At 64.1% G+C, this 25,523-nt stretch carries 24 protein-coding genes and 1 other RNA gene; 5 read left to right on the forward strand and 20 right to left on the reverse strand.

Translation table 11 applies throughout. From position 1 onward, the window contains the following. Positions 1-70 precede the first annotated feature (70 nt). Both IVA91_RS17135 and IVA91_RS17140 read left to right on the forward strand, forming a co-directional pair. Positions 71-853: an ABC transporter ATP-binding protein gene (locus tag IVA91_RS17135; protein ID WP_247278547.1), complete on the forward strand. Its 783-nt coding sequence runs from the start codon at positions 71-73 to the stop codon at positions 851-853. Then, positions 850-2,409 (forward strand): glycine betaine ABC transporter substrate-binding protein, encoded by a 1,560-nt coding sequence (locus tag IVA91_RS17140; RefSeq protein WP_247278546.1) that lies wholly within the window; start codon positions 850-852, stop codon positions 2,407-2,409. The genes IVA91_RS17135 and IVA91_RS17140 overlap by 4 nt, the downstream gene beginning before the upstream one ends. Before the next feature lie 115 nt (positions 2,410-2,524). Here IVA91_RS17140 and IVA91_RS17145 read toward each other — a convergent pair whose 3' ends face one another. After that, entirely contained in the window at positions 2,525-4,237 is a 1,713-nt protein-coding gene (locus IVA91_RS17145) for a sulfatase-like hydrolase/transferase (RefSeq protein ID WP_247278545.1), read from the reverse strand. Positions 4,238-4,449: 212 nt separating this feature from the next. After that, complete coding sequence (locus tag IVA91_RS17150; protein WP_247278544.1) at positions 4,450-5,100, reverse strand: TetR/AcrR family transcriptional regulator; 651 nt, start codon at positions 5,098-5,100, stop codon at positions 4,450-4,452. Between the two features lie 105 nt (positions 5,101-5,205). On the opposite strand from IVA91_RS17150, the gene IVA91_RS17155 reads away from it, so the two are divergent. Then, a complete protein-coding gene (locus tag IVA91_RS17155) occupies positions 5,206-5,826 on the forward strand; it encodes a hypothetical protein (protein ID WP_247278543.1) in 621 nt (206 codons plus the stop codon). A gap of 12 nt (positions 5,827-5,838) precedes the next feature. Here IVA91_RS17155 and IVA91_RS17160 read toward each other — a convergent pair whose 3' ends face one another. The 8 genes from IVA91_RS17160 to miaA all read right to left on the reverse strand — a co-directional run bounded on the left by IVA91_RS17160 (position 5,839) and on the right by miaA (position 14,377). Then, positions 5,839-6,687, reverse strand: a complete 849-nt coding sequence (locus IVA91_RS17160) for an SDR family oxidoreductase (protein WP_247278542.1) — start codon at positions 6,685-6,687, stop codon at positions 5,839-5,841. Between the two features lie 539 nt (positions 6,688-7,226). Continuing rightward, positions 7,227-8,246 (reverse strand): ketol-acid reductoisomerase, encoded by a 1,020-nt coding sequence (gene ilvC / locus IVA91_RS17165; protein ID WP_035700280.1) that lies wholly within the window; start codon positions 8,244-8,246, stop codon positions 7,227-7,229. Between the two features lie 134 nt (positions 8,247-8,380). After that, entirely contained in the window at positions 8,381-8,983 is a 603-nt protein-coding gene (locus IVA91_RS17170; protein ID WP_247278541.1) for a LysE family translocator, read from the reverse strand. A gap of 7 nt (positions 8,984-8,990) precedes the next feature. Continuing rightward, positions 8,991-9,881 (reverse strand): EamA family transporter, encoded by an 891-nt coding sequence (locus tag IVA91_RS17175; protein WP_247278540.1) that lies wholly within the window; start codon positions 9,879-9,881, stop codon positions 8,991-8,993. A gap of 49 nt (positions 9,882-9,930) precedes the next feature. Next, a complete protein-coding gene (locus IVA91_RS17180; RefSeq protein WP_247459035.1) occupies positions 9,931-10,626 on the reverse strand; it encodes a class I SAM-dependent methyltransferase in 696 nt (231 codons plus the stop codon). Between the two features lie 3 nt (positions 10,627-10,629). Further along, a complete protein-coding gene (gene ilvN, locus IVA91_RS17185; protein ID WP_247278538.1) occupies positions 10,630-11,172 on the reverse strand; it encodes an acetolactate synthase small subunit in 543 nt (180 codons plus the stop codon). 144 nt (positions 11,173-11,316) lie between these two features. Then, positions 11,317-13,092: an acetolactate synthase 3 large subunit gene (locus IVA91_RS17190; protein ID WP_247278537.1), complete on the reverse strand. Its 1,776-nt coding sequence runs from the start codon at positions 13,090-13,092 to the stop codon at positions 11,317-11,319. A 328-nt stretch (positions 13,093-13,420) separates the two neighbouring features. After that, positions 13,421-14,377, reverse strand: coding sequence for a tRNA (adenosine(37)-N6)-dimethylallyltransferase MiaA (miaA, locus tag IVA91_RS17195; protein WP_247278536.1), 957 nt, complete (start codon positions 14,375-14,377; stop codon positions 13,421-13,423). A gap of 11 nt (positions 14,378-14,388) precedes the next feature. On the opposite strand from miaA, the gene serB reads away from it, so the two are divergent. Continuing rightward, a complete protein-coding gene (serB, locus tag IVA91_RS17200) occupies positions 14,389-15,294 on the forward strand; it encodes a phosphoserine phosphatase SerB (protein WP_247278535.1) in 906 nt (301 codons plus the stop codon). A 76-nt stretch (positions 15,295-15,370) separates the two neighbouring features. Here serB and IVA91_RS17205 read toward each other — a convergent pair whose 3' ends face one another. The 10 genes from IVA91_RS17205 to IVA91_RS17250 all read right to left on the reverse strand — a co-directional run bounded on the left by IVA91_RS17205 (position 15,371) and on the right by IVA91_RS17250 (position 24,836). After that, on the reverse strand, positions 15,371-16,876 hold the full coding sequence (locus IVA91_RS17205; RefSeq protein WP_247278534.1) for a Do family serine endopeptidase: 1,506 nt from the start codon (positions 16,874-16,876) through the stop codon (positions 15,371-15,373). A 143-nt stretch (positions 16,877-17,019) separates the two neighbouring features. Continuing rightward, a complete protein-coding gene (locus tag IVA91_RS17210) occupies positions 17,020-17,226 on the reverse strand; it encodes a DUF2065 domain-containing protein (protein WP_027560516.1) in 207 nt (68 codons plus the stop codon). 69 nt (positions 17,227-17,295) lie between these two features. Next, a complete protein-coding gene (locus IVA91_RS17215) occupies positions 17,296-18,192 on the reverse strand; it encodes a protease modulator HflC (protein ID WP_247278533.1) in 897 nt (298 codons plus the stop codon). Beyond that, positions 18,189-19,331, reverse strand: a complete 1,143-nt coding sequence (gene hflK, locus IVA91_RS17220) for an FtsH protease activity modulator HflK (RefSeq protein ID WP_247278532.1) — start codon at positions 19,329-19,331, stop codon at positions 18,189-18,191. The genes IVA91_RS17215 and hflK overlap by 4 nt, the downstream gene beginning before the upstream one ends. A gap of 153 nt (positions 19,332-19,484) precedes the next feature. Then, positions 19,485-19,994 carry a dihydrofolate reductase gene (locus IVA91_RS17225; protein WP_247278531.1) on the reverse strand — a complete coding sequence of 170 codons (510 nt, stop codon included), beginning with the start codon at positions 19,992-19,994 and terminating at the stop codon, positions 19,485-19,487. Next, a complete protein-coding gene (locus IVA91_RS17230; RefSeq protein ID WP_247278530.1) occupies positions 19,994-20,479 on the reverse strand; it encodes a GNAT family N-acetyltransferase in 486 nt (161 codons plus the stop codon). Before IVA91_RS17230 ends, IVA91_RS17225 begins: the two co-directional genes overlap by 1 nt. 5 nt (positions 20,480-20,484) lie before the next feature. Further along, positions 20,485-21,279 (reverse strand): thymidylate synthase, encoded by a 795-nt coding sequence (locus IVA91_RS17235; RefSeq protein ID WP_247278529.1) that lies wholly within the window; start codon positions 21,277-21,279, stop codon positions 20,485-20,487. Between the two features lie 170 nt (positions 21,280-21,449). Further along, entirely contained in the window at positions 21,450-22,430 is a 981-nt protein-coding gene (locus IVA91_RS17240; RefSeq protein ID WP_247278528.1) for a tripartite tricarboxylate transporter substrate binding protein BugD, read from the reverse strand. Between the two features lie 122 nt (positions 22,431-22,552). Continuing rightward, complete coding sequence (locus IVA91_RS17245) at positions 22,553-24,070, reverse strand: tripartite tricarboxylate transporter permease (RefSeq protein WP_247278527.1); 1,518 nt, start codon at positions 24,068-24,070, stop codon at positions 22,553-22,555. 4 nt (positions 24,071-24,074) lie between these two features. Further along, complete coding sequence (locus tag IVA91_RS17250; protein WP_247278526.1) at positions 24,075-24,836, reverse strand: tripartite tricarboxylate transporter TctB family protein; 762 nt, start codon at positions 24,834-24,836, stop codon at positions 24,075-24,077. A gap of 288 nt (positions 24,837-25,124) precedes the next feature. On the opposite strand from IVA91_RS17250, the gene ssrA reads away from it, so the two are divergent. Then, positions 25,125-25,492, forward strand: a transfer-messenger RNA (tmRNA) gene (gene ssrA, locus IVA91_RS17255). The last annotated feature ends 31 nt before the right edge of the window (positions 25,493-25,523 follow it).

A 25,523-nucleotide genomic window follows, 5' to 3' on the forward strand; every position in this document is an offset into this window, starting at 1 on the left:
TGCTACGCATGGAGCTCTTATCCCCTTCACCCTCCCGCTGCAGGGGAAGGTAAGAGCGAGCTTACCCGCGATGCCCTCCAAGCTGGCGATCAGCTATGCACGTGTCACCAAGAGCTTCGGCCCGCTCAAAGCCGTCGACGACGTGTCGCTCGATATCGCCGAGGGCGAGTTTCTGGCCATCGTGGGTGGCTCGGGCTCCGGCAAGACCACCCTGCTGCGGCTCGCCAACCGGTTGATCGAGGCGGACAGCGGCACGATCACGGTGGAGAACGAGGACGTGCAGAATGTCGATCCGGTCGCGCTGCGGCGGCGGATCGGCTACGTGTTCCAGGCCGGTGGGCTGTTTCCGCATTTGAGCGTTGCCGACAATATCGGTGTCACGCCAAAGCTGCTGGGCGTCTCGGCTGCCGATATTGCCGTGCGCGTCGACGAGCTGCTGGAGCTCGTGCAGCTCGACCGCGCCGCGCATCGCGACCGGCTGCCGGAGGCGCTCTCCGGCGGCCAGCGCCAGCGCGTCGGCGTGGCGCGGGCGCTCGCGGCAAAACCTCGGATCGTGCTGATGGACGAGCCGTTCGGCGCGCTCGATCCCCTCACCCGCGATGCGCTCGGCGAGGATTTTCGCGACCTGCACCGCAAGCTCGGCCTGACCTCTGTCATGATTACGCATGACATGACGGAGGCCATTCTGCTCGCCGACCGCATTGCGGTGATGCGCGCTGGAAAGCTGCTCGCACAGGGCACGCCGGCAGAGCTGTCGAAAAGCGGCGACGCCTACGTGCTGGAATTGTTGCGCACGCCGCGGCGCCAGGTCGAGCGATTGAATGCGCGGCTGCCAACGAGCGGTGCGGCATGAGCCTCTTCACCGATCCGCGCTGGGGCGAGGCGCTGTCGCATTTGCCCGACTATCTCGGCAACCATGTGCGGGTGAGTCTCGCCGCGCTTGCGCTGGGCCTGATTGCGAGCCTGCCGTTGGCACTCCTCACACGCAACCACCCGGCGCCCCGGGGCATCCTGCTTGCGCTTGCCAGCATCGTGCAGACAGTCCCTGGACTTGCGCTTCTTGCGCTGTTCTATCCGCTCCTGCTGCTGCTGGCCTCCGTTACGCTCGCCTGGTTCGGCTTTTCCTTTTCCGCTTTCGGCTTCCTGCCGGCCGTGCTGGCGCTCGCGCTCTATTCGATGCTGCCGGTGCTGCGCAACGGCATCACCGGCCTCAACGGCATCGATCCCGCGTTGATCGAAGCCGCCAAAGGTGTCGGCATGACCGCGCGACAATCGCTGGTGATGGTCGAGCTGCCGCTGGCGCTGCCGGTGATGATGGCGGGGATCCGCACCGCCGCGGTATGGGTGATCGGCACCGCGACGCTATCGACACCGATCGGCCAGACCAGCCTCGGTAACTACATCTTCGCAGGGCTTCAGACCCAGAACTGGGTGTTCGTGCTGTTCGGCTGCCTGGCCTCGGCCCTGCTCGCGCTTGCCGTCGACCAACTGCTCGGCCTGCTCGAGACCGGCCTGCGCCAGCGCAGCCGCATGCGCACCGGGCTCGGCGCGATCGGGATCGCGGCACTGGTCGCCGCAACGCTGGTGCCGACGATGGGGCGTTCGTCCCAGAGCTACGTCATCGGCGCCAAGACTTTCACCGAGCAATATGTGTTGTCGGCCCTGCTCAGGGACCGCCTCCAGGCGGCTGACCTGTCGGCGACGGCGCGATCCGGCCTCGGCTCCAGCGTGATCTTCGAGGCACTGAAGGCCGGCGACATTGATCTCTATGTCGATTATTCCGGTACACTCTGGGCCAATCAGTTGCATCGCACCGACATTAAGCCGCGCGCGGAATTGCTCGCAGAGCTGAAGACAGCCCTCGCGAAAGAGAACATCACCTTGCTCGGCGAGCTCGGCTTCGAGAATGCGTATGCGCTGGTGATGCCGCGCAAGCGCGCCGAGGCGCTTGGCATCCGCAGCATCGCCGATCTCGCCGCGCACGCATCGACCATGTCGATCGCCGGCGACTACGAGTTCTTCTCGCGCCCCGAATGGGCCGCGCTGCAAAAGGCCTATGGGCTTTCGTTCCGCACCCAACGCCAGATGCAGCCGGACTTCATGTACGCGGCGGTCGCGAGCGGCGAGGTCGACGTGATCGCCGGCTACACCAGCGACGGCCTGATCGCGAAATACGATCTCGTCGCGCTCGATGATCCCAGGCACGCCATCCCGCCTTACGATGCGATCCTGCTGCTCGCGCCCATGCGAGCCGGTGACGAGCGGTTGCAGGCTGCGCTGAGGCCGCTGCTCGGCAGGATCGACATCGCGACGATGCGCGAAGCCAATCTGCGCGCGAGCGGCAACGATGCGAATTCATCGCCCGACGCAGTGGCGAAGTGGCTGTGGGAGAAGGTGAGCAATAGGTAGGCTGGCGCGACTGGTTCAGCGTCGTCATGGCTTTCGCCCATGGGCCTTCGCCAGGACGACGTTGGAGGGGCATGTGTGCTCCACCGGCGCTCTCCTCGCAAAGAGCTGAAAGACACTACAGCCCCCGGATCATCCCCGCGTTGATCAGCAGCCGGTTCAGCCGCCGCGCCTCGGCGCCATCCCTGCAGCCATAGAAGATGCCCTTGCAGCGGAGCATGATCTCCTTCTGCTCGGCGAAGGACGGATCGAGCGGGATGCCGGCGGCTTCCTGGATCACTAGCGGCAGATAGGGACCGTCGATCGTGTCCATCACGGCATCGCTCTTCACCGGCTCGAAATTGACGGCGTCGATCGCATAATAGGTTGCGTAGAGACGCGGATCGTAAGCGTCGAGCTTCTTGCCGAGGGCGCCCTCGTCGAGGCCGGGCTCAAGCAGGTTCGGCGCGAATTCCGGCTGGTGATCGCCGTAGCGCACGATCAGGAAAGGCTCGCCGGGAAAGTTCTTCTTCAGACCGGCGACGAAAGCTTTGTACTGCTCGGCGCTCATCACCTGGCGGCGCAGATATTCGTCGATGGACGGCAAGTTGCCCGGCGCGCGCCAGTTCGGCAGCAGATCAGGACGGAAGCGCGTCTCCCAGGGGAAATGATTGGCGCCGAGATAGATGAAGGTGAACAGCGGCTTGTTCGGCGGTTGTTGCCCCATCAGCTGAAGCGCCTTGTCGTAGAAGAAGGAGTCCGGCTCGACGTCCTTGGCGCCCAGATCCTCCGAATCGAGGAAACGTTCGATGCCGGTCGTCATCTGGAAGCTGCGCGCGCCCATGAAGCCGCCATGGGCGGGGTAAAGCGACAGGGTGTCGTAGCCGCAACGGCGCAGTGCCAATGGCAGGCCGCGTTCGACGCGGTTCGAGGCGATGCGCGTCACGAAATAGGCGAAGCGGCCGAACGAACGCGACGAGAGCCCCGCAAGCACGTTGTATTCGGTGAACCAGCTCGGCCCGCCATTGCTCTCGGCCAGGAACGTGCGCTGCTTGCCGTCCCAAGACGTGAAATGGTCGCCGTAACGCGGCGGCACCTTGATGCCCTGCGCGGCGCGGATGTCGAAGCTCGATTCATCATGGATCATGATGATATTAGGGCGGCGGCCCGCAGGATGGCAGGCGTCCACCAGCGGCACGTTGAGCCGCTCGTTGGTTGAGGCTGCGGATTCCATGAAACCGTACTGCACGAAGTCGGCGACCGCGGTGACGCCGGAGCGGAAGAATTTCGAGAGATAGCCGTCGTCGTAATAGCCGCGCCAGGCCTGGTCAGGATGATAAAGCGAATAGCCGACCAATGCGGCAACGCAGGCGAGCTTGCAGGCGAGCGCCGGCAGCCGGCGGATCCGGAACGGATCAAGCCACCACAGCGCATACATCAGCGGCAACGTGACGAGGCCGGCCAGGATCACCGACCAGCGCAGATTCGGGAAGATCGTGAACAGGAACGCAACGCTGTCGCGGTCGATCATCATCAGATCGATGAAGTTGACTGTCATCTGCACGACTTCGTGCTTGAGGCGCGACAGCAGCACCAGCACGACGACCATGGTCAGGGACAGCGCGCCCGACAGCGCCGGGCGCCGCAGCAGCGTGATCCAGAAGAAGTTGAGGATGCCCCAGGCCAGGGCGAAGGAGAGGCGCGAGCCGAAATCGGTCTCGGTCTCGTACATCAGCGCCAGCGCTGCGAAATGTGGCGCCGTGACCGCGAGCAGCCGCCAGATGCCGAGCGCGGCGACGCTCGCAAGCACGGCGGTGGTGGCAGAAGGACCTGGATTGGGCGCGGACGCCATCGACGACACGCAACTTTTGGTCCGGCGCGGTGATGCCAAGCCGCTTGGCCGGCATCGAGACAGCTGGCGGCGCCCGGCGCAGCCGGAAGCCTGCGCCGTGTCATAAAACTGTAACGGAACGGTCAACGTCAGGCAACGCGTCCGGCGATCCGACATCGCTTATTGTTGGCGAAAGACGGGTTGGGCCGCAGCCGGCAGGCAGCTGCTCAACGTCAGGGTTGGGCGATCCCCGCGATGAACAGGTCGATCACCCCCTCCGCCATCCGCTCGATCTGGCCGTCCTCGATGCCCCAGCGCGGAAAGTGGCCATCGAGATTCATCCGGGCAAAACCGTAGACCAACGCGCGACTGGCGATCTGGATGCGCTTCAGATCCGCCGACCTCAGCAGGCCCTGCTCGGCCGCATCAGTCAGCATCCGTTCCGACAGCGCGATCAGCTCGGTATTGTCGCGGGTCAGGTCCGCCGAGCTGCCATGGGCGAAGTAGCGCCCGGTGGAGATGATCTCGAAATGAGCCGGATTGCGCATGGCCCAGCGCAAGTAAGCGAGTCCAAAGGCGCGAAAACGCTCCAGTGGACCCTTGGGCGGCTCCTCGCCCAGCGCCGCCTCGATCTCAGCGCGGAAACGCCGCTGCGCCTCCTCGGCCACCGCCGCCATCAAGGCATCGCGGTTCGGAAAGTGCCGGAACGGCGCGCCCGGCGACACCGCGGCCCGGCGCGCCGCCTCGCGGACGGAGACCTCCGCACCTTCGGCCGCCAATTGCAGCGCAGCGTCAATCAGCACACGGCGAAGGTCGCCGTGGTGATACGGCCGGGCTTCGGGTGTTCGGCGGGCACGCGGTTTGGACGTCTGACGGGCGGGCATAGCGTCTTCTAGCATCACCCGAACGTGAATGTAAGCAGCGATTACACTATTGACGATTTTGTTGCTCTATATGTAATCATTGATTACATCCTTGAGGAGATCGCCATGTCACAACGTCAAAGCTGGCTCGAAGGCTGGCGGCAGCTTGCCGTCCTAACGCTCAGTCTGATCGCCCTGAGCCTGTGGATCGCCTCGATGCGGCTGTTCGAGGTTGAGGGCGTTCGTATGGTGATCCGCTTCACGGCGCGAAGTTCGCTGCTGCTGTTCTGCCTCGCCTTCAGTGCCGCGGCGCTGGCGCGGCTCTCGCCCAATGCCTGGACGCGCTGGCAGCACCGTAACCGCCGCTATCTCGGCTTGAGCTTCGCGGCCTCCCACGCCATCCACGCGGCGGCGATCGTCGCGTTCGCCAGGATGGATCCGGCCGGCTTTGCCCAGGCGACCTCCGCCGCCTCCTACATCTTTGGCGGCATCGGCTATGGCTTCATCATCGCGATGAGTGCGACCTCGTTCGACCGCACCGCCGCGCTGCTCGGATTGCGCACCTGGCGCATACTGCACGTTGCGGGCGGCTACTATCTCTGGTTCCAGTTCATGGTGTCGTTCGGCAAGCGCGTGCCGGCCATGCCGCTCTACGCCGCATTCCTCGTTCCGCTGCTGATCGTGCTGACGTTGCGCATGATAGCGATGGCCCGCCACCCGCGCAGGCAAACCGTCGCCGCGGGCTGAAAACGCCCAAACTCACTGCGGCAGCAATCCGAGCCGCTTGGCGATGATGCGGTCGAGCGTCCGTTTCGGTAGCACGGCCGCAATCAGGTGGCGGAGCGGGTCCGGCGTGATCTGGTAGCGCACCTTCGGGCTTGGCGCCGTCAGCGCCTCGAACACGATCTCGGCGATCCGCTCGGCGGGCAGGCCCTTGGCGCCGATGTCCATCATGAACGCCATCACCTTGTTCAGCGCCGGCAGATAGGGCGAGTTCTGGTAGACGGAAAGGTCGATCTCTTCGGCCTTGCTCCAGATCGGCGTCTTCACCGCGCCGGGGGCGACGATGATGACGTCGATGCCGAACAGCATCAGCTCGCGGCGCAGGCTCTCCGACAGGCCCTCGATGGCGTGCTTGGAGGTGCTGTAAGGCGCCGACAGCGGATTGCCGCTCTTGCCAGCGACCGAGCTGATCATCACGATCCGGCCCTTCGGCCCCTTCAGCAAGGGGTCTGCGCCGAGCAGCGGCCCGAACGCCTGCGTCGCGATGACAGGGCCAATGACGTTGACGTCCATCTGGCGGCGGAAATCATCGGCCGACAATTCGAGCACGGGACCGGCAACCGCGATGCCGGCATTGTTGACGAGACCGGCCAGCGTCTCGCCGCCCAACGCTCCGCGAACTTTTCGCCCGGCGGCGAGGACTGCTGCCTCGTCGGTGACGTCGAACAGCAGCGGGGCAAAGTTCGCACCGAACTCGCCTTGCAGCCGGTCGGCGTCGGCCTGCTTGCGGACACTGCCGAACACGCGATAGCCGCGCCCGATCAGGAATTTCGCAACGGCCCAGCCGATGCCCGTAGACGCCCCGGTAACGACGACAGATCGCATGGTCTTTCCACCTCGGGTTGCCGTGATCATGCAGGAGGAAGGTGCCTGTGTGCAAATGGCGCCCAGCGCGCAAGTCCGCGCAGCAGGTGTCGGTTGTTAAGATGAAGCGGCGCGCGAACGTTGCGACATGAGGTCGAAGGCACCTTGAAAAGGCGGATGAAGAGCCGAATCTTTCACTCTGACGACGCAGCCCTTTTCACGATCAGGGAGTTCTAGAAATTTTTGAAAAGGGACGCGAGATCAAGAATGTGGTTTAAGCGTCAGTTCTTGGCGTTCAAGCAGCGCATCAACTCGCGAAGAATTTGAATGAAGCAACTATGCTTCGCGCGAGAAGGAAGAGAAAGATCGCGTTTGCGATCTGGCTCGAACATAGTCGCGAAGGCTTAAAGATTTGTTTGGCGAGCGAAGCTTTCGCTCGCGTGTCCCGGACAAGGCGCAGCGCATAAGCAATGCGTCGCGGAGCCGGGATCCAGAGGCCGCTTGGCCCCGGATCAGCAGGGCATCACCAAGGTGCTGCGCTGCGTCCGGGGCACAACGGCTTAGTTCTTGCTCTTGTCGACCAGCGCACCCTTCTTGATCCAGGGCATCATGTCGCGCAGTTTCGCGCCGACCTCTTCGATCGGGTGTGCGGCGAGCTTGGCGCGGGTCGCCTTGAAGGAGGTCTGGTTGACCTTGTTCTCGAGCATCCAGTCGCGCGCGAACTTGCCGCCCTGGATGTCGGCGAGAACCTTCCGCATCTCCTTCTTGGTCTCGTCGGTAATGATGCGCGGACCGGTGACATACTCCCCGTACTCGGCGGTGTTGGAGATCGAGTAGTTCATGTTGGCGATGCCGCCTTCATAGATCAGGTCGACGATCAGCTTCACTTCGTGCAGGCACTCGAAATAGGCCATCTCCGGGGCGTAGCCGGCTTCGACCAGGGTCTCGTAGCCGCCCTTGATCAACTCGACCAGGCCGCCGCAGAGCACCACCTGCTCGCCGAACAGGTCGGTCTCGCACTCTTCCTTGAAGGTGGTCTCGATGATGCCGGCGCGGCCGCCGCCGATCGCGGAGGCATAGGACAGGCCGAGGTCGTGGGCGTTGCCCGAGACGTCCTTGGCGATCGCAATCAGGCAGGGCACGCCGCCGCCGCGCTGGTACTCCGAGCGCACGGTGTGGCCGGGGCCCTTCGGCGCGATCATCAGCACGTCGAGGTCGGCGCGCGGATCGAGCAAATTGAAGTGGACGTTGAGGCCGTGCGCGAACACGAGGGCGGCGCCCTTCTTCATGTTGTCGTGCAGGTGCTCGCGATAGATGTCGCCCTGAAGCTCGTCCGGGGTCAGCATCATGACGAGGTCGGCCCATTTGGCGGCTTCGGCGACTTCCATCACCTTGAAGCCGGCGTTCTCCGCCTTCTTGGCCGAGGCCGACCCTTTGCGCAGCGCAATCGCTACCTCCTTGACGCCGGAGTCCTTCAGGTTCAGCGCATGGGCGTGGCCCTGGCTGCCATAGCCGACGATGGCGACCTTCTTGCCCTTGATCAGGTTCAGGTCGGCGTCGCGATCGTAATAAACACGCATAGTTCGTTTCCTCGTTCGGGGCCGGAAATCGGCCGATGGTCAGATATTTCGAAGGTGAATTGACGGATTTCGGGGGCTGTCTAGAGCATTTTAGGGCCGCTGGGAAACCCGTTTCTGCATGGAAATCTGCGGCATCATGCATCCATGAAGACGGGGTAGAGGGAAGCGAGCAGCAGGACGGCCATCAGCACATTGAAGGCACGGACCAGCCGCTCTGAGGTCAGGACCGGCCGCAATGCGGAGCCGAACAGAGCCCAGACCACGGTCGAGACCGTGCCTACGAGCAGGCTGATCAGGGTCTGGATTGCGATGTTGAGCGGGAATTGGGCGATCGCCGCGTAGGCGGTAATGGTGCCGATCACGATCACCCAGCCTTTGGCGTTGATCCATTGGAACATCGCCGCGCCCCAGAAGGTCATCGGGCCGCGGGCGGCGCCGTCGCCCGGCTTGGTCGGCCCGGACATGGCGATCGCGGCGGCGAGATAGATCAGGTAGGCGGCACCGGCATATTTCAAGATGGTCTGAAGGACCGGATAGGCCAGGAACACGGAGCCGAGCCCGAGGCCGACCGCGGCGACCATGAAGGCGAAGCCGATGACGATCCCGACGATGTGGGGGATGGTGCGCCGGAAGCCGTAGGTCAGGCCCGAGGACAGCAGCATGATGTTGTTCGGCCCAGGCGTGAAGTACATCACGACCATGAAGGTGAGGAAGGCATAGAACAGCGACTGGGACATGTTCGCCTCACGCGACTTTCGGCAGCGGCTCTTTGGGCGATGCCTTGGGCCGCTGCGCCAGCACCATCACCGCGATACCGCCGATCACGGTCAGCATGCCGGCGAGGCGCAGGGGTCCGAACCGCTCGCCGAACACGATGCTGGAGGCGGCCGATCCCACGAACGGCACCAGCAGCGCGAACGGCACCACCTGCGCCGCCGGATAATCGCGCAGCAATCGTCCCCACAGCCAGTAGGCGATGCTGGTGGAGACGGCGCCGATCACCAGCAGGCAGATCAGGCCTGTCAGAGACATGTGGATCAGCGACTGCCAGGTCGGCGTTGGCCCGTTGACGACCAGCGCGAGCGCGAACAGCGGCACCGCGGCAGTAAGGCACAGCCAGGCGAACAGGTCGAACATCGGCGCACCACGGGCGCCCCGCAGCAGCAGATTGCCGACCGCAAAGCAGACCGGCGCGATCATCAGCACCCCGAAGGCGCCGACGCTGAAATCGTAGCCGACGGTCCCGCAGATCATCAAAAGGCCGGCTGCTGCGATGACGATGCCGAGCGTCTGCATCGGCGTCGGGCGTTCGCCGAATGCGACAGCGGCGAAGCCGATCGTGAACAGCGCCTGGCTCTGCACGACCACGCTGGCCAGGCCGACCGGCACGCCGTGGGCGATGCCATAGGCCTGGCTCAGGAACTGGCCGAGGAACAGCGTGACGCTGATCGCGATCAGGAGCGGCCAGGCGACCTTCGGCTTGGGAATGAAAAGGCACGGTACTGCAGCAATGGTGAAGCGCATTGCCGTCATCAGCTCCGGCGAGAACTCGTCGAGCGCGATCCGGCTCGCCACGAAGGCAAGCCCCCAGATGATCGCCACCAGGACGGCGATGAGGATGTCGGCCGGCTTCATTGTTGTTCCCGGTCCTGCCCTGTCGTGCAGTCCCTGTTATTGTTCTGATCTAGCCTTGCTCGCCGGCTTTCGGTTTCCGCAGCAGATAGGTGCCGTGCATCGGGGCGTGATAGTCGGCCGAGACCAGCCTGAAGCCGACGTCGGTCAGCATCCGTTCCATCACCCAGCCGAAGGTGGAATATTCGTCGCGCATGTGCGCGACGACACCTTCACGCGAAAAGTCGTGGTTCTTGATCTGGAAGTCGGCCCATTGCTCGACGTCGCGCTCAATGGCGTCCGGCATTGAAGTGTAGACGATGTCGCGCAGGTAGAAGCTCGCGCCCGGCTTCAGCGCGCGATAGATCCGCGACATCGCCACCGCCTTCCAGAAGTCCGGCAGATGGTGCAGCGTGAACTCGCTGACGATCAAATCGTAGGATTCCGGATGGTAGGAGAAGCTCAGCAGGCCGGCCGATTGGGTGCGGACCGGCGCCTTGCGGTCACGTGCATAGATCTCGGCGAGCGCCAGCATCGCGGGCGAGATGTCGATAGCATCGACCTCGGCGCCCATTAGCGCCGCTTCGGTGGCCAGCACGCCGTTACCGCAGCCGATATCGGCGATGCGCCAGCCGCGCTGGACCCCGAGCATTTTCAGCGCGGCGCGCGCCCGCAGGTCGGCATCGTCATGGCTGTCATAGATCAACGCCACTGCGGGCTCGATCCCCATCCGGTTCCGCTCATTATAGTACCAGTCGCGCGCCAGCATGGTTCACATCCCTTCAGGCCCGCGACCAATCGCGGCAACGCCGGTGCGCGACACCTCGACGAGGCCGAGCGGGCGCATCAGGTCGATATACTGATTGATCTTGTCCGTATTGCCTGTGATCTCGAACACGAAGCTCTCGGTGGTGGCGTCGATCACGCGGGCGCGGAACGCATCCGCAAGCCTCAGCGCCTCGACCCGGTGCTCGCCCTGCCCGCGCACCTTCACCATCGCGAGCTCCCGCTCGATCGAGCGCTTGGTCTGCGTCATGTCGACGACGCGATAGACCGGAATCATGCGATCGAGCTGGTGCTTGATCTGCTCGATCACCATTGGCGTGCCCGTCGTGACGATGGTGATGCGCGAGAGGTGCTTCTGGCTCTCGGTCTCCGAGACCGTGAGGCTCTCGATGTTGTAGCCGCGGCCCGAGAACAGACCGATGACGCGCGCAAGCACGCCGGGCTCGTTCTGCACGAGCACGGCGAGCGTGTGCGTCTCGTTGGGATCGTGACGGTCCTCGATGAAGTAGGCGGATGCCGGCTGGTTCATTGTCGTCCCCTCAAATCCTTTTCGTCATGTCCGCGAAGGCGGGCCGCCAGTAATTGCCACGGCCTGAGATCCCTACACAGGGAGCGGCGTACTGGATCGGCCGGTCGAGCCGGGCGATGGCAGCGGAGCTTGTGACCATTGCGCTCACACCAGCGCCTTGCCGCCGGCGAATGCCTTTGCGGTGGCCGCGTCGTTGGCCTGCTCCGGCAACAGCATTTCGTTGTGCGCCTTGCCGGAGGGGATCATCGGGAAGCAGTTTTCGAGCGCAGCGACGCGGCAGTCGAACAGCACCGGGCGCTTGACCGCGATCATCTCGTTGATGGCGCCCTCGAGATCGCCAGGCTTGTGCACCTGGAGGCCAATGCCGCCATAGGCTTCGGCGAGCTTGACGAAATCCGGCAGCGCCTCCGAGTAGGAATGCGACAGGCGGTTGCCATGCAGCAGCTGCTGCCACTGCCGCACCATGCCCATGTACTGGTTGTTCAGGATGAAGATCTTGATCGGCAGCTCGTACTGCACGGCCGTCGACATCTCCTGCATCGTCATCTGCACCGAGGCATCGCCCGCGATGTCGATGACGAGGCTGTCCGGGTGGGCAACCTGCACGCCGATCGCGGCCGGCAGGCCGTAGCCCATGGTGCCGAGGCCGCCCGACGTCATCCAGCGATGCGGCTCCTCGAAGCCGTAGAACTGGGCGGCCCACATCTGGTGCTGGCCGACCTCGGTCGTGATGTAGGTATCCTTGCCGCGCGTCGCTTCGAACAGGCTCTGGATCGCATGCTGCGGCAGGATGACGTCGTTGCTCTTCTTGTAATACAGCGAATTACGGGCACGCCACTGCGCGATCTGCTGCCACCACGATTTGATGTCGGGCTTCTTCGCCTCTGCCTTGAACACCTGGAGGATGTCGCCGAGGATGTTGCCGCAATCGCCGATGATCGGCACGTCAACCCGGATGTTCTTGTTGATCGAGGATGGGTCGATGTCGATATGGATCTTCTTCGAGCCCGGCGAGAACGCATCGACGCGACCGGTGATGCGGTCGTCGAAGCGCGCGCCGACGCACAGCATGACGTCGCAATCATGCATGGTCATGTTAGCTTCATAAGTGCCGTGCATGCCGAGCATGCCGAGCCAGTTCTTGCCCGAAGCTGGATAGGCGCCGAGGCCCATCAGCGTGGAGGTGATCGGGAAACCAGTGACCTCGACCAGCTCGCGCAAGAGCTTGGTCGCCTCGGGACCGGAATTGATGACGCCACCGCCGCTGTAGATCACCGGACGCTTGGCGTTGGCGAGCAGCGCCACCGCCTTGCGGATCTGCGTGGCATCGCCCTTCACGCGCGGCGCATAGGAGCGGTGCACGTCGGACTTGCGCGGCGGATGATAGGTACCGGTCGCGAACTGCACGTCCTTGGGAACGTCGACCAGCACCGGACCCGGACGGCCGGAGGTCGCGACGTAGAAAGCCTCGTGCAGCACCTTGGCGAGATCGTTGACGTCGCGCACCAGCCAGTTGTGCTTGGTGCAGGGGCGCGTGATGCCGACGGTGTCGCATTCCTGGAAGGCGTCGTTGCCAATCAGATGCGTCGGCACCTGGCCGGAGATGCACACCAGCGGGATCGAATCCATCAGCGCGTCGGTCAGCGGCGTCACCATGTTCGTGGCGCCGGGACCGGAGGTCACCAGCGCGACGCCCGGCTTGCCGGTCGAGCGCGCATAGCCCTCGGCGGCATGGCCGGCGCCCTGCTCGTGGCGGACCAGGATGTGCTGGACCTCGCTCTGCTGGAAGATCTCGTCATAGATGGGAAGCACCGCGCCGCCGGGATAGCCAAAAATGTCGGTCACGCCATGATCGATGAGCGCGCGGACGATCATCGCGGCGCCGGTCATCTGGTTCGGATCGTGGCTCTTCTCGCTCATTGGCTTGCTCCGGATGCGCTGTTGTCAGCGGCTTCGTTCGTGTCGGGTTCGGGAAATAAAAAAGGCCCCGAAGAGGGCCCACGCACACCGCCTGTCTTGTGGATGGCAGCTAGCCACCCCCGGCGGTGTGCCTGGGTACGACGGCGATAAGGAGTTTGGTAATAATGTTACGCATGGCAGGCGCTCGGCTTCCCAAAGGTTGCGCGAAACATAGCGGCCAAAGCCCGGATGTCAAGGCAATGTGGCCGTTCCCGCGCGATTTTGGCAGTGTAGCGGTGTTCCCCGGGTTCGGCGAGCGGTAAATTCGGGAACCGGGTACAAAAGCTCGTCAGTTCGCATCCCGTGTCGCGTCCACGATCGCGGCGAGCCATCCCCTCGCCTCCTCCGGCTTCACCCATTCGAACTCAGGCAATTGATGCCGGAACCAGGTGAACTGGCGCTTGGCGTAGTGGCGGGTGTCGGCGCGGCCGATTGTGGCAGCTTCTTCCAGGCTGAGCTCGCCGCGCAGATGCCGGATCAGCGCCGGCACGCCGTGGGCCTTCGTGGCCGGCAACAGCGGATCGAGGTGTCTGGCGGCAAGCCGCTCGACCTCCCTGAGCGCGCCGGCGCTCAACATGGCATCGAAGCGCGCATCGATGCGGGCATAGAGTTCGTCGCGCGCGGGGGCGAGAAACACCGCGCGAAAATTGTCCTTCGGCAGCAACGGCGGCTGGCCTTCGCCGTGCCAGTCGAGCAGCGAACGGCCGGTCGCTTCGACTACTTCCAGCGCGCGCGCGATCCGGGTGCGGTCGCGCAGATTCAATCGTTCGGCCGCACGCGGATCGCGGTGCGCGAGTTCCGCGTGTAGCGCTTCGACGCCGTTCTGCTGCAGCCGCGCGCGCACATCCTCGCGCACCTCGGCAGGAATTGGCGGCACTACGGAGAGGCCCGCCGTCAGTGCCTTGAAATAGAGCCCGGTGCCGCCGACGAAGATCGGCAGGCGGCGTTCGGCCATCGCCGCTTCGAGCGCCTTCGCCGCGTCGCTCACCCAGGCACCGGCCGAGAAATTCACGGCCGCATCGACATGGCCATAGAGACGATGCGGCACGAGCGCCTCATCAGCCCCTGTCGGCCGTGCCGTGATGATGCGCAGATCGCGGTAAACCTGCATGGAATCGGCGTTGATGATGATGCCGCCGGTGGCGAGCGCAAGCTCGAGCGCCAGCGCCGACTTGCCGCTGGCGGTCGGGCCTGCGATAAGCACGGCCTTGCCAACACGCCTTCCGCTGACTTGCCCCTCGCTCACGAAAACCTCAAATGTCCCTCGTCGCCACGCTGATCTGCAATCCCGACAATCCTGCGCTCGACTCTACCATCGTCGACGGCGCCCGCGCTGTGCTGCCACAAGCAGCTCCCGCGCACTGGTTGTTCGAAGGGGTTGCGGTCGACATTCCCTTCGGCGCCGAAAGTAACCTCGAAGGCGACCGCCACGCCATCGAACAGCGGCTCCGCGAGCTTCGCGGCGACCTGCCCATCGACATCGTCGTGCAGCCAGTCGGCTTCCGGCGCAAGAAGCTTTTTCTCGCCGACATGGATTCCACCATGATCGGCCAGGAATGCATCGACGAACTCGCCGACTTGGTCGGGGTGAAGGCGCATGTGGCCGCCATCACCGAACGCGCGATGCGCGGCGAGATCGAGTTCGAGCCGGCGCTGCGCGAGCGCGTTGCGCTGCTCAAGGATCTGCCCGCCAGCGCGGTCGACGAAGTACTGGCCAAACGCATCACGCTGACCCCCGGCGGCCGTGAGCTGGTCGCGACCATGCGCGCGCACGGCGCCTACACCTGCCTCGTCTCGGGCGGCTTCACGCTGTTCACGAACGCGGTCGCCGCCAAGATCGGCTTCCAGGAAAACCGCGCCAACGAACTCGTCGTGCGCGACGGCAAGTTCACCGGCGAGGTGAAGGAACCGATCCTGGGCCGCGCCGCGAAACTCGCGACACTGTTGGATCTGATGGAATCGTTTGATCTCGACGACCTCGAGTCGATCGTGGTCGGTGACGGCGCCAATGACCTTGGGATGATCCAGGCGGCGGGGCTCGGTGTGGCGTATCACGCCAAGCCGGCGGTGGCCGCGGCCGCGGCAGCGCGGATTGATCACGGCGATCTCACCGCGCTGCTGTATGCGCAAGGGTATCGGCGCGAGGAGTTCGTGGAGGGGTAACGTTCTCTGCGTCATTCCGGGTGATGCGAAGCATCGAACCCGGAATGACAATGAATGGTAGGACGACCAGCCCTTCCTATTGCACGCTCAACGCCACGAAGCGCAGCTCGCCGTCGGCATTGGAGACGAGCAGCAGCACCGACTTCTTGCCGTCCTTCTTGAGCTGATCGACCCGCTTCTGGATGTCGGCGCCGCTCGACACCGCCTCCTGCGCCACCTCGACGATGACGTCACCGGCGGAGAGCCGCTTCTCGGCGGCGTCGGAATTGGCCTCGACATTGGTGACGACCACGCCCTTGACGGTGTCCTTGATCTTGTAGCGCGTGCGTAGATCCTTGCTCAGCGTTGCCAGATCGAGACCGAGCGCCTTCTGCGTCACCGGCTTCTCGGGTGCGGGCTCGTCGGTTTTCACCGCGGCCTGCACCTTCTCGGGATCCTGGAGCCGGCCGAGCGTGACCTTCTTGGCCTGTTCCTGGCCTTTGCGGATGATGATCACGTCGACCTCCTTGCCAACCGCCGTGTCGGCGACGACGCGGGACAGGTCCTTCGGATCCTTGACGTCCTTGCCATCGAATTTGACGACGACGTCACCAGGCTCGATGCCGGCGGGCTTCGCCGGACCCTTGTCGTCCACGCCGGCGACCAGCGCGCCGCGCGCCGGCTTGATGTTGAGGCTCTCGGCGATCTCGTCGGTGACGCTCTGGATGCGCACCCCTAACCAGCCGCGGCGCAGCTCGCCGAACTGCCGGAGCTGGTCGACGACGCCAACGACCGTCTTCGACGGCACGGCGAAGCCGATGCCAATGGAGCCGCCGGAGGGCGAGATGATCAGCGTGTTGACGCCGATGACGTCGCCGTCGAGGTTGAACAGCGGGCCGCCGGAATTGCCGCGGTTGATGGAGGCGTCGGTCTGGATATAGCTGTCATATGGCCCTGAGGAGATGTCGCGGTTCTTGGCCGAGACGATACCGGCCGTGACCGTGCCACCGAGACTGAAGGGGTTGCCGATCGCGACCACCCAGTCGCCGAGCCGGAGCTTGTCGGAGTCGCCGAACTTCACCGCGACCAGCGGCTTCGGAGGCTTGATCTTGAGCACGGCGAGGTCGGTCTTCTTGTCGACGCCGACCAGCTCGGCCTTGATCTTGGTGCCGTCGTTGAGGATGACATGGATCTCGTCGGCATCGGCAATGACATGGTTGTTGGTAACGACCACGCCTGCTGTGTCGATGATGAAGCCGGAGCCGAGCGAGTTGGTCTTGCGCGGCGGGTTGTTGTCGCCGCCCTTGCTGCCACCGCCGGGACCCCTGCGGTTCTTGAAGAAGTCGTCGAAGAACTCCTCGAACGGCGAACCTGGCGGCAGTTGCGGCATGGTATTGCTGCCGCCGCCCTTGGCCTCGACGGTCTGCGACGTAGAGATGTTGACGACCGCGTCGATCACCTTCTCGGCGACGTCGGCGATGCCGTCCGCTCCACGCGCATGGGCCGGCGTGCCGAACGCGCCGAAAGCACCGATGGCGAGCGCGGCCAGCCCAGTTCGCACCCAATGGCGCAAGCGGGACGGGGCAATGGTGGCAGCGGTCATTGTGATCTCCAGAGAATAGGGTTCGGCGCCAGCCTGCGCTCGAACGGGGGGACGGCGCAAGCGCAGAGCTTAACGGGTCTCAACACCCCGATAATACGGCGAAAAACCGGTCGATTGCCTTCACTTTGGCGTTGGCATGATGCTTAAACCGGGCGCCGCATCACCCAGATCAGGATCAGGCCGGCCACGGCCGAACCGATTCCGACAGCCCGCAGGATGTTGTCCGGCGTGGCGATAGCACTCTTCATGGCCTTGCGCATCCAGTTGGGACTGGCCGCGAACATCAAGCCTTCCAGCACGAACAGGATGCCTAGGCCGATGAGGAAGTCGGCAAACGCAATGGACCTCATCGGAATGGAACCTCCCGTTATGCTGTTCTTGTCTGGGCAAGGGCGGCCAAGCCGGCCGCCCTGTCTAGCTTACGGCTTCGCCGGCGTCTCGGTTGCCATCTTGCCGGACGGGTTACTGAAGTACCGGAAGAAATCCGAGTCTGGCCGCAGCAGGAAACGGGTATCGTTCGAACGCAGCCCGTTCTCATAGGCCGTCATCGACCGGTAGAAGGCGAAGAAATCGGCGTCCTTGCTGTAGGCTTCCGCAAACAGGCGGTTGCGCTCGGCATCGCCTGCACCGCGGGTCTGCTCAGCCTGCGAATTGGCCTCCGCGACGATGATGGTCGCCTCGCGATCGGCCTTGGACTTGATCTCCTGGGCCTTCTGGCCACCCTGTGCACGGAACTCAGCGGCCTCCCGCTCGCGCTCGGTCTTCATGCGCTGGTAGACCGCTTGGCTGTTCTGCTCCGGCAGGTCGGCACGGCGGATCCGGACGTCGACGACCTGAATGCCGTAGCCATCGGCCTCGCGGTCGAGCTGGTCGCGGATGCGCTGCATCAGCTTCTCGCGATCGTCGCGAACCACGTTGATGAAGGTGACCTCGCCGAGCACGCGGCGCAGCGCCGCGTTGAGGAGCGTGGTCAGCTGAATGTTGGCGGCCTGGATCGAGCCGACGCTCTGATAGAAGCGCAACGCATCCTTGATGCGGTAACGCGCGAAAGCGTCGACCACCAGCCGCTTCTGGTCGGAGGCGATCGCTTCCTGCGACGGGTTCTCCAGGTCGAGGATCCGCTTGTCGATGTTGATCACCGAATTCCACGGCGCCTTGAAATGCAGGCCGGGTGCGGTGACGACGTCGACGGGCTTGCCGAACTGGAGCACGATGGTCTGCTCGGTCTGCTGCACCGTGAACAGCGACATGTAGCCGACGATCACGACCAGCAGGAGTCCGAGCAGCGAGACGAAACCTGTAACCGGAGACCTCATCGGTTGCCTCCGCTCGACTGCGGACCGGTCGTAGGCTGCCGCTTGGGCGTCAACTCGGGAAGCGGCAGATAGGGCACGACACCCTGACCCGCAGGGCCGCCGTCATAGACCAGCTTCTCGGCGCCGCCGAGCACGCGCTCCATCGTCTCCAGATAAATCCGTTCACGCGTCACGTCGGGCGCCTTCTTGTATTCGTCGTACACTTTCAGGAAGCGCGCGCTCTGGCCCTTGGCCTCGGCGACCGCCTGCTCCTTGTAGCCTTCGGCGGCCTGCAGGATCTGCGCTGCACGTCCGCGCGCCTGCGGCACCACTTGGTTGGCGTAGGTCTGCGCTTCGTTTTGCAGCTGCTCCAGATTGGCGCGCGCCGCTTGCACGTCACGGAAGGCGTCGATCACCTGCGCCGGCGGATCGACCTTCTGCATCTGCACCTGGGTGATGAGAATGCCTGCGCCATAGCTGTCGAGAGTCTTCTGGATCAGTTCCTGCACCCCCTGCTCGATCGTATTGCGGGCACCGGTCAGGATCGGCTGGATCTGCGAACGGCCAATGACCTCACGCATCGCGCTCTCGGCGACCGCTTTCACGGTGCCTTCGGGGTTCTGGATGTTGAACAGAAAATCGCCCACGCCGCCGGCGTCGGGCTTGATGCGCCAGAGCACGGTGAAGTCGACGTCGACGATGTTCTCGTCACCGGTCAGCATCAGGCTCTCTTCCGGCACGTCGCGAATGGAGCGGCCGCGCCGCGCCGGATCCTCGATCACCGTCATGCCGATGGAAGTCGTGGAGACGCGCAGCGCCTTCGGCAGCAGCACGGTCTCGATCGGATAGGGCAGGTGGTAATTCAGGCCCGGATCGACGGTGCGGACATGCTTGCCGAAGCGCAGCACGACGCCGCGCTCTTCGGACTGCACGCGGAAGAAGCCCGACAGCAGCCAGAACGCGACGATGAGCAGGATGATCAGCGTGATGCCGACGCCGGAAAAATAGCCGCCCGGCATGATCTGCTGGAGGCGGTCCTGGCCGCGCCGCAGGAGGTCTTCCAGATCCGGCGGCCTCGGCCCGACCGGTTGCGGGCCGGAGCCCCATGGTCCCTTTGGACCCGAGCCCCATGGGCCACCGCCCTGATTCTTCCACGGCATTCGACGCTCTCCTCGGCAGGGTGGCATTGCCCCCGCCCGCTTTGTCCGGTCCGGCTTTATAGGGGACAGGCAGGTCCCTTACAACGCAGCCCTGACCGTCCTCCGAGCTATGCTCGGGCGCGAAAAAGTCAATGTAAACATTGGCGAATGCGGTTAATGGCCCGCCCGCCGACGATATGTCACATAGGAGAAGTCGGCGCTGTCGTCGGGGCCGGCAGGATGACGGATGCGCGCCACCTCGTCCCACTCGGCCTTGTCGATGTCGAAATACGTGTCGCCTTGGGGCCGCGCATGCACTTCGGTGATTTCGAGCCGATCGGCGCGATCGATCCATTGCCGAAAGATCTCGGCGCCGCCGATCACCGCGATCTCAGTGACCGAACGCCGCAGGGCGTCGCCCCGCGCAACCGCGTCCGCATCAGCCGCCGATGTCGTGACGATGGCTCCGATGGCGCGATAACCCGCATCGCGCGTGATCACGATGTTGGTGCGGTTCGGCAGCGGCCGGGGCAGGGATTCGAAGGTCTTGCGGCCCATGATCACGGGCTTGCCGATCGTGAGCGCCTTGAAGCGCGCCATGTCGGATTTCAGTCGCCACGGCATGGTGTTGCCCGCGCCGATGATTCCGTTCTCGGCGATCGCGACGACGAAGACGATCTCCATCAGGTCGCGCTCCCGGCAAGCCGTGTCAACGCTGGCCCGGTGACGCGACACAGCGTCCAGTCGTCCATCATGACGGCACCGAGCGATTTGTAGAACGCGATCGACGGCGCATTCCAGTCGAGCACCGCCCATTGCAGGCGCGACCAGCCGTTGTCGACGCATTCCTTCGCGAGATAGACCAGCAGCGCCTTGCCGAGGCCCCTGCCCCGATGCGACGGCCGCACATAGAGGTCTTCGAGATAGATGCCGTGGCGGCCGCTGAAAGTGGAGAAATTCGCAAACCACACCGCAAAACCGGCCGCCTCGCCGTTCCATTCGGCGATCGCGCAATGGAGCTGCGGCCGCTCGCCGAACAGCGCGTCCGCAATCATCGCCTCTGTTGCCTCGACCTCGTGCGAGAGCTTTTCGTATTCGGCGAGTTCGCGGATGAAAGCAAGAACGAGCCCGGCTTCGCCCGGGCGCACGCGGCGGATGTTGAGCGACATAGGCGCTAAACCGCGACTTCCGCCTTGATGTGCGGATGCGGATCGTAGCCGACGAGCTCGAAATCCTCGAAGCGGAACGAGAAGATGTCCTTCACGTCGGGGTTGATCCGCATCACCGGCAGCGCGCGGGGCGCGCGGGTGAGCTGGAGCTTCGCTTGCTCCAGATGGTTGGAATAGAGATGGGTATCGCCGAACGAATGCACGAAGTCGCCGGGCTTGAGGCCGGTGACCTGCGCGACCATCATCGTCAGCAGCGAATAGGAGGCAATGTTGAAGGGCACGCCGAGGAACACGTCGGCAGAGCGCTGATAGAGCTGGCAAGACAATTTGCCGTTGGCGACGTAGAACTGGAACAGGCAGTGGCACGGCGGCAGCGCCATCTTGTCGACCTCGGCCGGATTCCAGGCCGAGACGATCAGGCGGCGCGAGTCCGGATTGCGCTTGATCATGTCGACCACGTTCGCGATCTGGTCGATGCTGCGGCCATCAGGCGCGGGCCAGGAGCGCCACTGATGCCCGTAAACCGGGCCGAGATCGCCATTGGCATCGGCCCATTCGTCCCAGATGGTGACGCCGTTGTCGCGCAGATATTTGATGTTGGTATCGCCCTTCAGGAACCAGAGCAGCTCATGCACAATCGCCTTCAGCGGCAGCCGCTTGGTGGTCAGCATCGGGAAACCGGCGGACAGATTGAAGCGCATCTGGTGGCCGAACACCGACAGCGTACCGGTACCGGTCCGGTCGGTCTTCTCGGCGCCGTCTGAAAGAATCCGCTCGAGCAGGTCCTGATACTGGTGCATGTGTCGTGCGCCTTTGGGGAGGCTGGAAACTTAGCGGCCGCCTCCGCGCTGCGACAGCGGCGATTCGCTGTTCGCGCCGATTATACCCGGAAAAGTGAGCGTTCCCGGCGCAAACGACAAGCGGCGGAACCCAGCGTCCCGCCCCTCACCTATCAGCCTGATCCCGCTGGCTAAGTTGCCGGCTTGAGCACCGGGCTCCATTTCGCGATCTCGTTCTTGACGAGGGTCGCCAGCGCCTCCGGCGTACGGTCCTTGGGGCCGGGAATGACGCTGCCGAGCTCGAGCAGGCGCTTCCGGACGGTCTCGTCGTCGAGCGCCTTGATGGCCGCGGCGTTCAGGCTCGCAACGATTGCCGGCGAGGTTCCCTTCGGTGCGAACATCGCATTCCAGGCCTGGGCCTGGAATGCGGGTAGGCCGGCTTCCGCCGTCGTCGGCACGTTCGGCAGCGACGGATTGCGCTCCGCCGTCGCGATCGCATAGGCCTTGATGGTGCCGGCATTGATCTGCGGCACGGCGTTGACGATCTGGTCACACATGTAGTCGACCTGGCCGGCCACCAGCGCGTTCATCGCGGGGCCCGTGCCATTGAAGGGCACACCGACCGGCTTGATGTCGAGGATGGAGTGCAGAAGCTCGCACGAGACGTGCGAGACCGAGCCGACGCCGGCATGCGCGGCATTCACCTTCTCGGCGTTGGCCTTCACGTAGGCGACGAACTCCTTGAGGTCCTTCGGCGGAAAATCCTTGCGCGCCAGAATCAGGATCGGCGTGCCCGCGAGCAGCGCGACCGGCTCGAAGTCCTTTTCGGGATGATAGGCAAGCTTTGGATAAAGCGGCACGGAGGCGGCATGCGTGCCCATATGCCCGGTGATGAGCGTATAGCCGTCGTTGGCCGCACGCGCGGCGCGCGTTGTGGCGGTGGTGCCGCCGGCGCCCACTACATTCTCGATGATGATGCTCTGCCCCAGCGTCTGCGCCATGTGCGCGGTGACGATGCGCGCGACGACGTCGGTCGGTCCGCCGGCCGCGAACGGCACGATCATGGTGATGCTGCGCGTCGGATAGGTCTGTGCCTCAGCGGGTGCGGCAAGGACGCACAATGATGCGAACGCCGCGGCACATGCGCCCGCAAGCGCGCGAATGACAGTCATCTCGATCTCCCGGGAGACAAACAAAAATGCCGGCCACAAGGGCCGGCATTTTCATTCCACGAAGCCGTCATACAAGTCGATTCGACTTCCGAATGCGGCGCGCCGACGCAGGGCGCAACCTCTCAGTTCTCAGACTCGGTGAAAACCTCGTCGCGCTTGGCGCGCAACACCGGTAGCACCGTAAGAACGAGGAGGCCCGCCGCGACCGCCAGCAGCACCGCCGACAACGGACGCGTCAGGAACACGCTCCAGTCGCCGCGCGAGATCAGCAGCGCACGGCGCAGGTTCTCTTCCATCAGCGGCCCCAGCACCATGCCGAGCAGCAACGGCGCGGGCTCGAAATCGTGCTTGATCAGCCAGTAACCGACGAGGCCGAACACGCCTGCGAGGATGACGTCGACCGGTGCGTTGTTCACCGAATAGATGCCGATCGCACAGAAGATCACGATCGAGGGGAACATCAGCCGGTACGGCACGCGCAGCAGCCGCACCCAGATGCCGACCAGCGGGAGGTTGATGATGATCAGCATCAGATTGCCGATCCACATCGAGGCGATCATGCCCCAGACGAGATCCGGCTGCTTCTGCATCACCTGCGGGCCCGGCACGATGCCGTGGATGGTCATCGCGCCCACCATCAGTGCCATCACCGCGTTGGGCGGGATGCCGAGCGTCAGCAGCGGGATGAACGAGGTCTGCGCGGCGGCATTGTTGGCGCTCTCCGGCCCCGCCACGCCCTCGATCGCACCGCGGCCAAAGCGCGACGGATTCTTGGCAAGCTTCTTCTCGAGCGTATAGGCGCCAAACGACGCGATCGTCGCACCACCGCCGGGCAGGATACCGAGGATCGAGCCGAGCACGGTGCCGCGAAGGATGGCAGGCGTCGAGTCGATCAGATCCTTTCTGGTCGGCATCAGGCCGGTGATCTTCTGCTGCACGAGATCGCGGCTCATCTCGGCGCCGGCGTCGAGATTGCGGATGATCTCGGCAAAGCCGAATACGCCCATCGCCACCGTCGCAAAGCCGAGACCGTCGGCGAGCTCCGGGATGTTGAAGGCCATGCGCGAGGCGCCGGTCTCGATGTCCGAGCCGACCATCGAGAGCAACAGGCCGAACACGATCATCGCGATCGCCTTCAGCACCGAGCCCTTGGCCAGGACCACCGCGAAGATCAGGCCAAGCACCATTAGCGAGAAATATTCGGCCGGGCCGAACGCCAGCGCGAGCTTCGTAAGCGGCGCGCCGAGGACGGCAATCAAGACGGTCGCGACGCAGCCGGCGAAGAACGAGCCGATCGCGGCGATCGCCAACGCGGGGCCAGCGCGGCCCTGCTTGGCCATCTGATGGCCATCGATGGCGGTAACGACCGATGTCGCCTCACCGGGTATGTTGACCAGGATTGACGTGGTCGAGCCGCCGTACTGGGCGCCGTAATAAATGCCGGCGAGCATGATCAGCGCGCCGACCGGCGGCAGTCCGAAGGTGATCGGTAGCAGCATCGCGACGGTCGCGATGGTGCCGATGCCCGGGAGCACGCCCACCAGCGTCCCGACCAGAGCGCCGATCAGGCACATCAGAAGGTTGATCGGAGAGAGCGCGACGGCGAAGCCGTGAGCGAGGTTGGCAAAGATATCCATCACGCCCTCACTGGATCAGGAAACGCGGAAACATCGGCATCGGCAGCCCGAGCACGTACGGAAACAGGATTGCGCAACCGAACGTCAGGCAGGCGCCGACGATCGCAGCTTCGAGCCAGCGCGTCTCGTGCGAGCCCGTCGCCGCAATCATGAAGCTTACGAAGGCTGTGACCACGAGGCCGAGAGGCCGGATCGCCAGTGCGAAAAAGACGATCGCCGCCACCACGAACAGCGGCCCGCGCCAGGCGTAATGGGCGAGCGGGGCTCCCTCCGTCAGGAGCCCGGTCAGGGCGATACCGGCGGACAAGGCGACCAGCAGGCCGCCGAACATGCGCGGCGCGGTCCCTGCGCCGAAGGAGAAGCCCCGCATGCCCTGCAAATCACTCGATGCCCACAACGCGAACAGGGCCAGCGCCATCAGGACAACGCCGCCGACATAGTCCTGCGCCGATCGGATCGTCATGAACAGCGTGAGAATCGCCACCACGAACAGCGGATAGGAATAGATGAGCGCCAGCAGCACCTCGGACGAGGCCTTCTTGGCACCGCCACCGAACGATCCGAGGATGGCGCTGGGCGCGCCGGCAAGTAGCGCGGTCGCGTGGTTGGTGACGACCGTCGCCGGGCCGCGCCCGGCGCCCCAGCCGAAGATCGTCCCGATCGACCAGATCAATTCGAAAATCTGCGGCGCAAGCGCCAGCAGGCAAAAACCGAGCGCCACCTTTGTGTTTCGGGTGGCGGTCGCTGAGTGGCCCATCGTGTCGGCCATGGCTGTCTCCTCCGCGACCCGTAAGTCACGAGCACTGTTGTTCTAAATCGGCTGGAACTGGATCCCCCGCCCGGATCACTGCCTAGCGATTTTCATCACACAATGCCAGCAAAACCCAACAGGCTCCGGCGAGCAGGAGCCAGAGTGGATTGATGCGCGAACGGAGGTGAGCACCGCAACCGTCGCGCTGTTGGAGCGGCAGCGGGATACTTCAATGGCGATGAAAAGATTGCAAACCGACGACCATCCGGAACCCGCGGATGGAAACCGCTGGATCGCCGCTTGAAACCCCTGTTTTTCGAAACGTTTGCCCCCTATATTGGGGATGCCGGTTCGCCGGCTATGGAAATAAACGGTCGTCGCAATAAACCATTCGGACCCGGGGGCGGTACCCGGCGCCTCCACCAAAGCCCACCGACGGGCTGGCCCAAGAAGTGGGCTTTGGCGGGGGCGAAATAGGATCGACGAGGGCGTAAAGGGCGTACTTTTTCCCGGTATTGTTCCGCCGTTATCGGGCTACTGCAATAGTTGCCAACGACAACTTTGCTCCGGTTGCTCAGGCTGCGTAACGCAGTTTGAAAGACCACTCTAAAGTCCTAGCGGGTTAAGCTCCGCTAGGCGGGGTTCGGAGGCACCTGGCAACAGAAGCCTCCACTTTACTCTTTGATTTCTTCCCCGGCGGGGACT

The organism is Bradyrhizobium sp. 153, assembly GCF_023073835.1.
GTDB lineage: Bacteria > Pseudomonadota > Alphaproteobacteria > Rhizobiales > Xanthobacteraceae > Bradyrhizobium.

Bases quoted from the DNA above. Each gene is read 5' to 3' on its own strand.
- IVA91_RS17135 (WP_247278547.1), top strand. From the start codon at position 71: ATGCCCTCCAAGCTGGCGATCAGCTATGCACGTGTCACCAAGAGCTTC.
- IVA91_RS17140 (WP_247278546.1), top strand. From the start codon at position 850: ATGAGCCTCTTCACCGATCCGCGCTGGGGCGAGGCGCTGTCGCATTTG.
- IVA91_RS17145 (WP_247278545.1), bottom strand. From the start codon at position 4,237: ATGGCGTCCGCGCCCAATCCAGGTCCTTCTGCCACCACCGCCGTGCTT.
- IVA91_RS17150 (WP_247278544.1), bottom strand. From the start codon at position 5,100: ATGCCCGCCCGTCAGACGTCCAAACCGCGTGCCCGCCGAACACCCGAA.
- IVA91_RS17155 (WP_247278543.1), top strand. From the start codon at position 5,206: ATGTCACAACGTCAAAGCTGGCTCGAAGGCTGGCGGCAGCTTGCCGTC.
- IVA91_RS17160 (WP_247278542.1), bottom strand. From the start codon at position 6,687: ATGCGATCTGTCGTCGTTACCGGGGCGTCTACGGGCATCGGCTGGGCC.
- ilvC (WP_035700280.1), bottom strand. From the start codon at position 8,246: ATGCGTGTTTATTACGATCGCGACGCCGACCTGAACCTGATCAAGGGC.
- IVA91_RS17170 (WP_247278541.1), bottom strand. From the start codon at position 8,983: ATGTCCCAGTCGCTGTTCTATGCCTTCCTCACCTTCATGGTCGTGATG.
- IVA91_RS17175 (WP_247278540.1), bottom strand. From the start codon at position 9,881: ATGAAGCCGGCCGACATCCTCATCGCCGTCCTGGTGGCGATCATCTGG.
- IVA91_RS17180 (WP_247459035.1), bottom strand. From the start codon at position 10,626: ATGCTGGCGCGCGACTGGTACTATAATGAGCGGAACCGGATGGGGATC.
- ilvN (WP_247278538.1), bottom strand. From the start codon at position 11,172: ATGAACCAGCCGGCATCCGCCTACTTCATCGAGGACCGTCACGATCCC.
- IVA91_RS17190 (WP_247278537.1), bottom strand. From the start codon at position 13,092: ATGAGCGAGAAGAGCCACGATCCGAACCAGATGACCGGCGCCGCGATG.
- serB (WP_247278535.1), top strand. From the start codon at position 14,389: ATGTCCCTCGTCGCCACGCTGATCTGCAATCCCGACAATCCTGCGCTC.
- IVA91_RS17205 (WP_247278534.1), bottom strand. From the start codon at position 16,876: ATGACCGCTGCCACCATTGCCCCGTCCCGCTTGCGCCATTGGGTGCGA.
- IVA91_RS17210 (WP_027560516.1), bottom strand. From the start codon at position 17,226: ATGAGGTCCATTGCGTTTGCCGACTTCCTCATCGGCCTAGGCATCCTG.
- IVA91_RS17215 (WP_247278533.1), bottom strand. From the start codon at position 18,192: ATGAGGTCTCCGGTTACAGGTTTCGTCTCGCTGCTCGGACTCCTGCTG.
- hflK (WP_247278532.1), bottom strand. From the start codon at position 19,331: ATGCCGTGGAAGAATCAGGGCGGTGGCCCATGGGGCTCGGGTCCAAAG.
- IVA91_RS17225 (WP_247278531.1), bottom strand. From the start codon at position 19,994: ATGGAGATCGTCTTCGTCGTCGCGATCGCCGAGAACGGAATCATCGGC.
- IVA91_RS17230 (WP_247278530.1), bottom strand. From the start codon at position 20,479: ATGTCGCTCAACATCCGCCGCGTGCGCCCGGGCGAAGCCGGGCTCGTT.
- IVA91_RS17235 (WP_247278529.1), bottom strand. From the start codon at position 21,279: ATGCACCAGTATCAGGACCTGCTCGAGCGGATTCTTTCAGACGGCGCC.
- IVA91_RS17240 (WP_247278528.1), bottom strand. From the start codon at position 22,430: ATGACTGTCATTCGCGCGCTTGCGGGCGCATGTGCCGCGGCGTTCGCA.
- IVA91_RS17250 (WP_247278526.1), bottom strand. From the start codon at position 24,836: ATGGCCGACACGATGGGCCACTCAGCGACCGCCACCCGAAACACAAAG.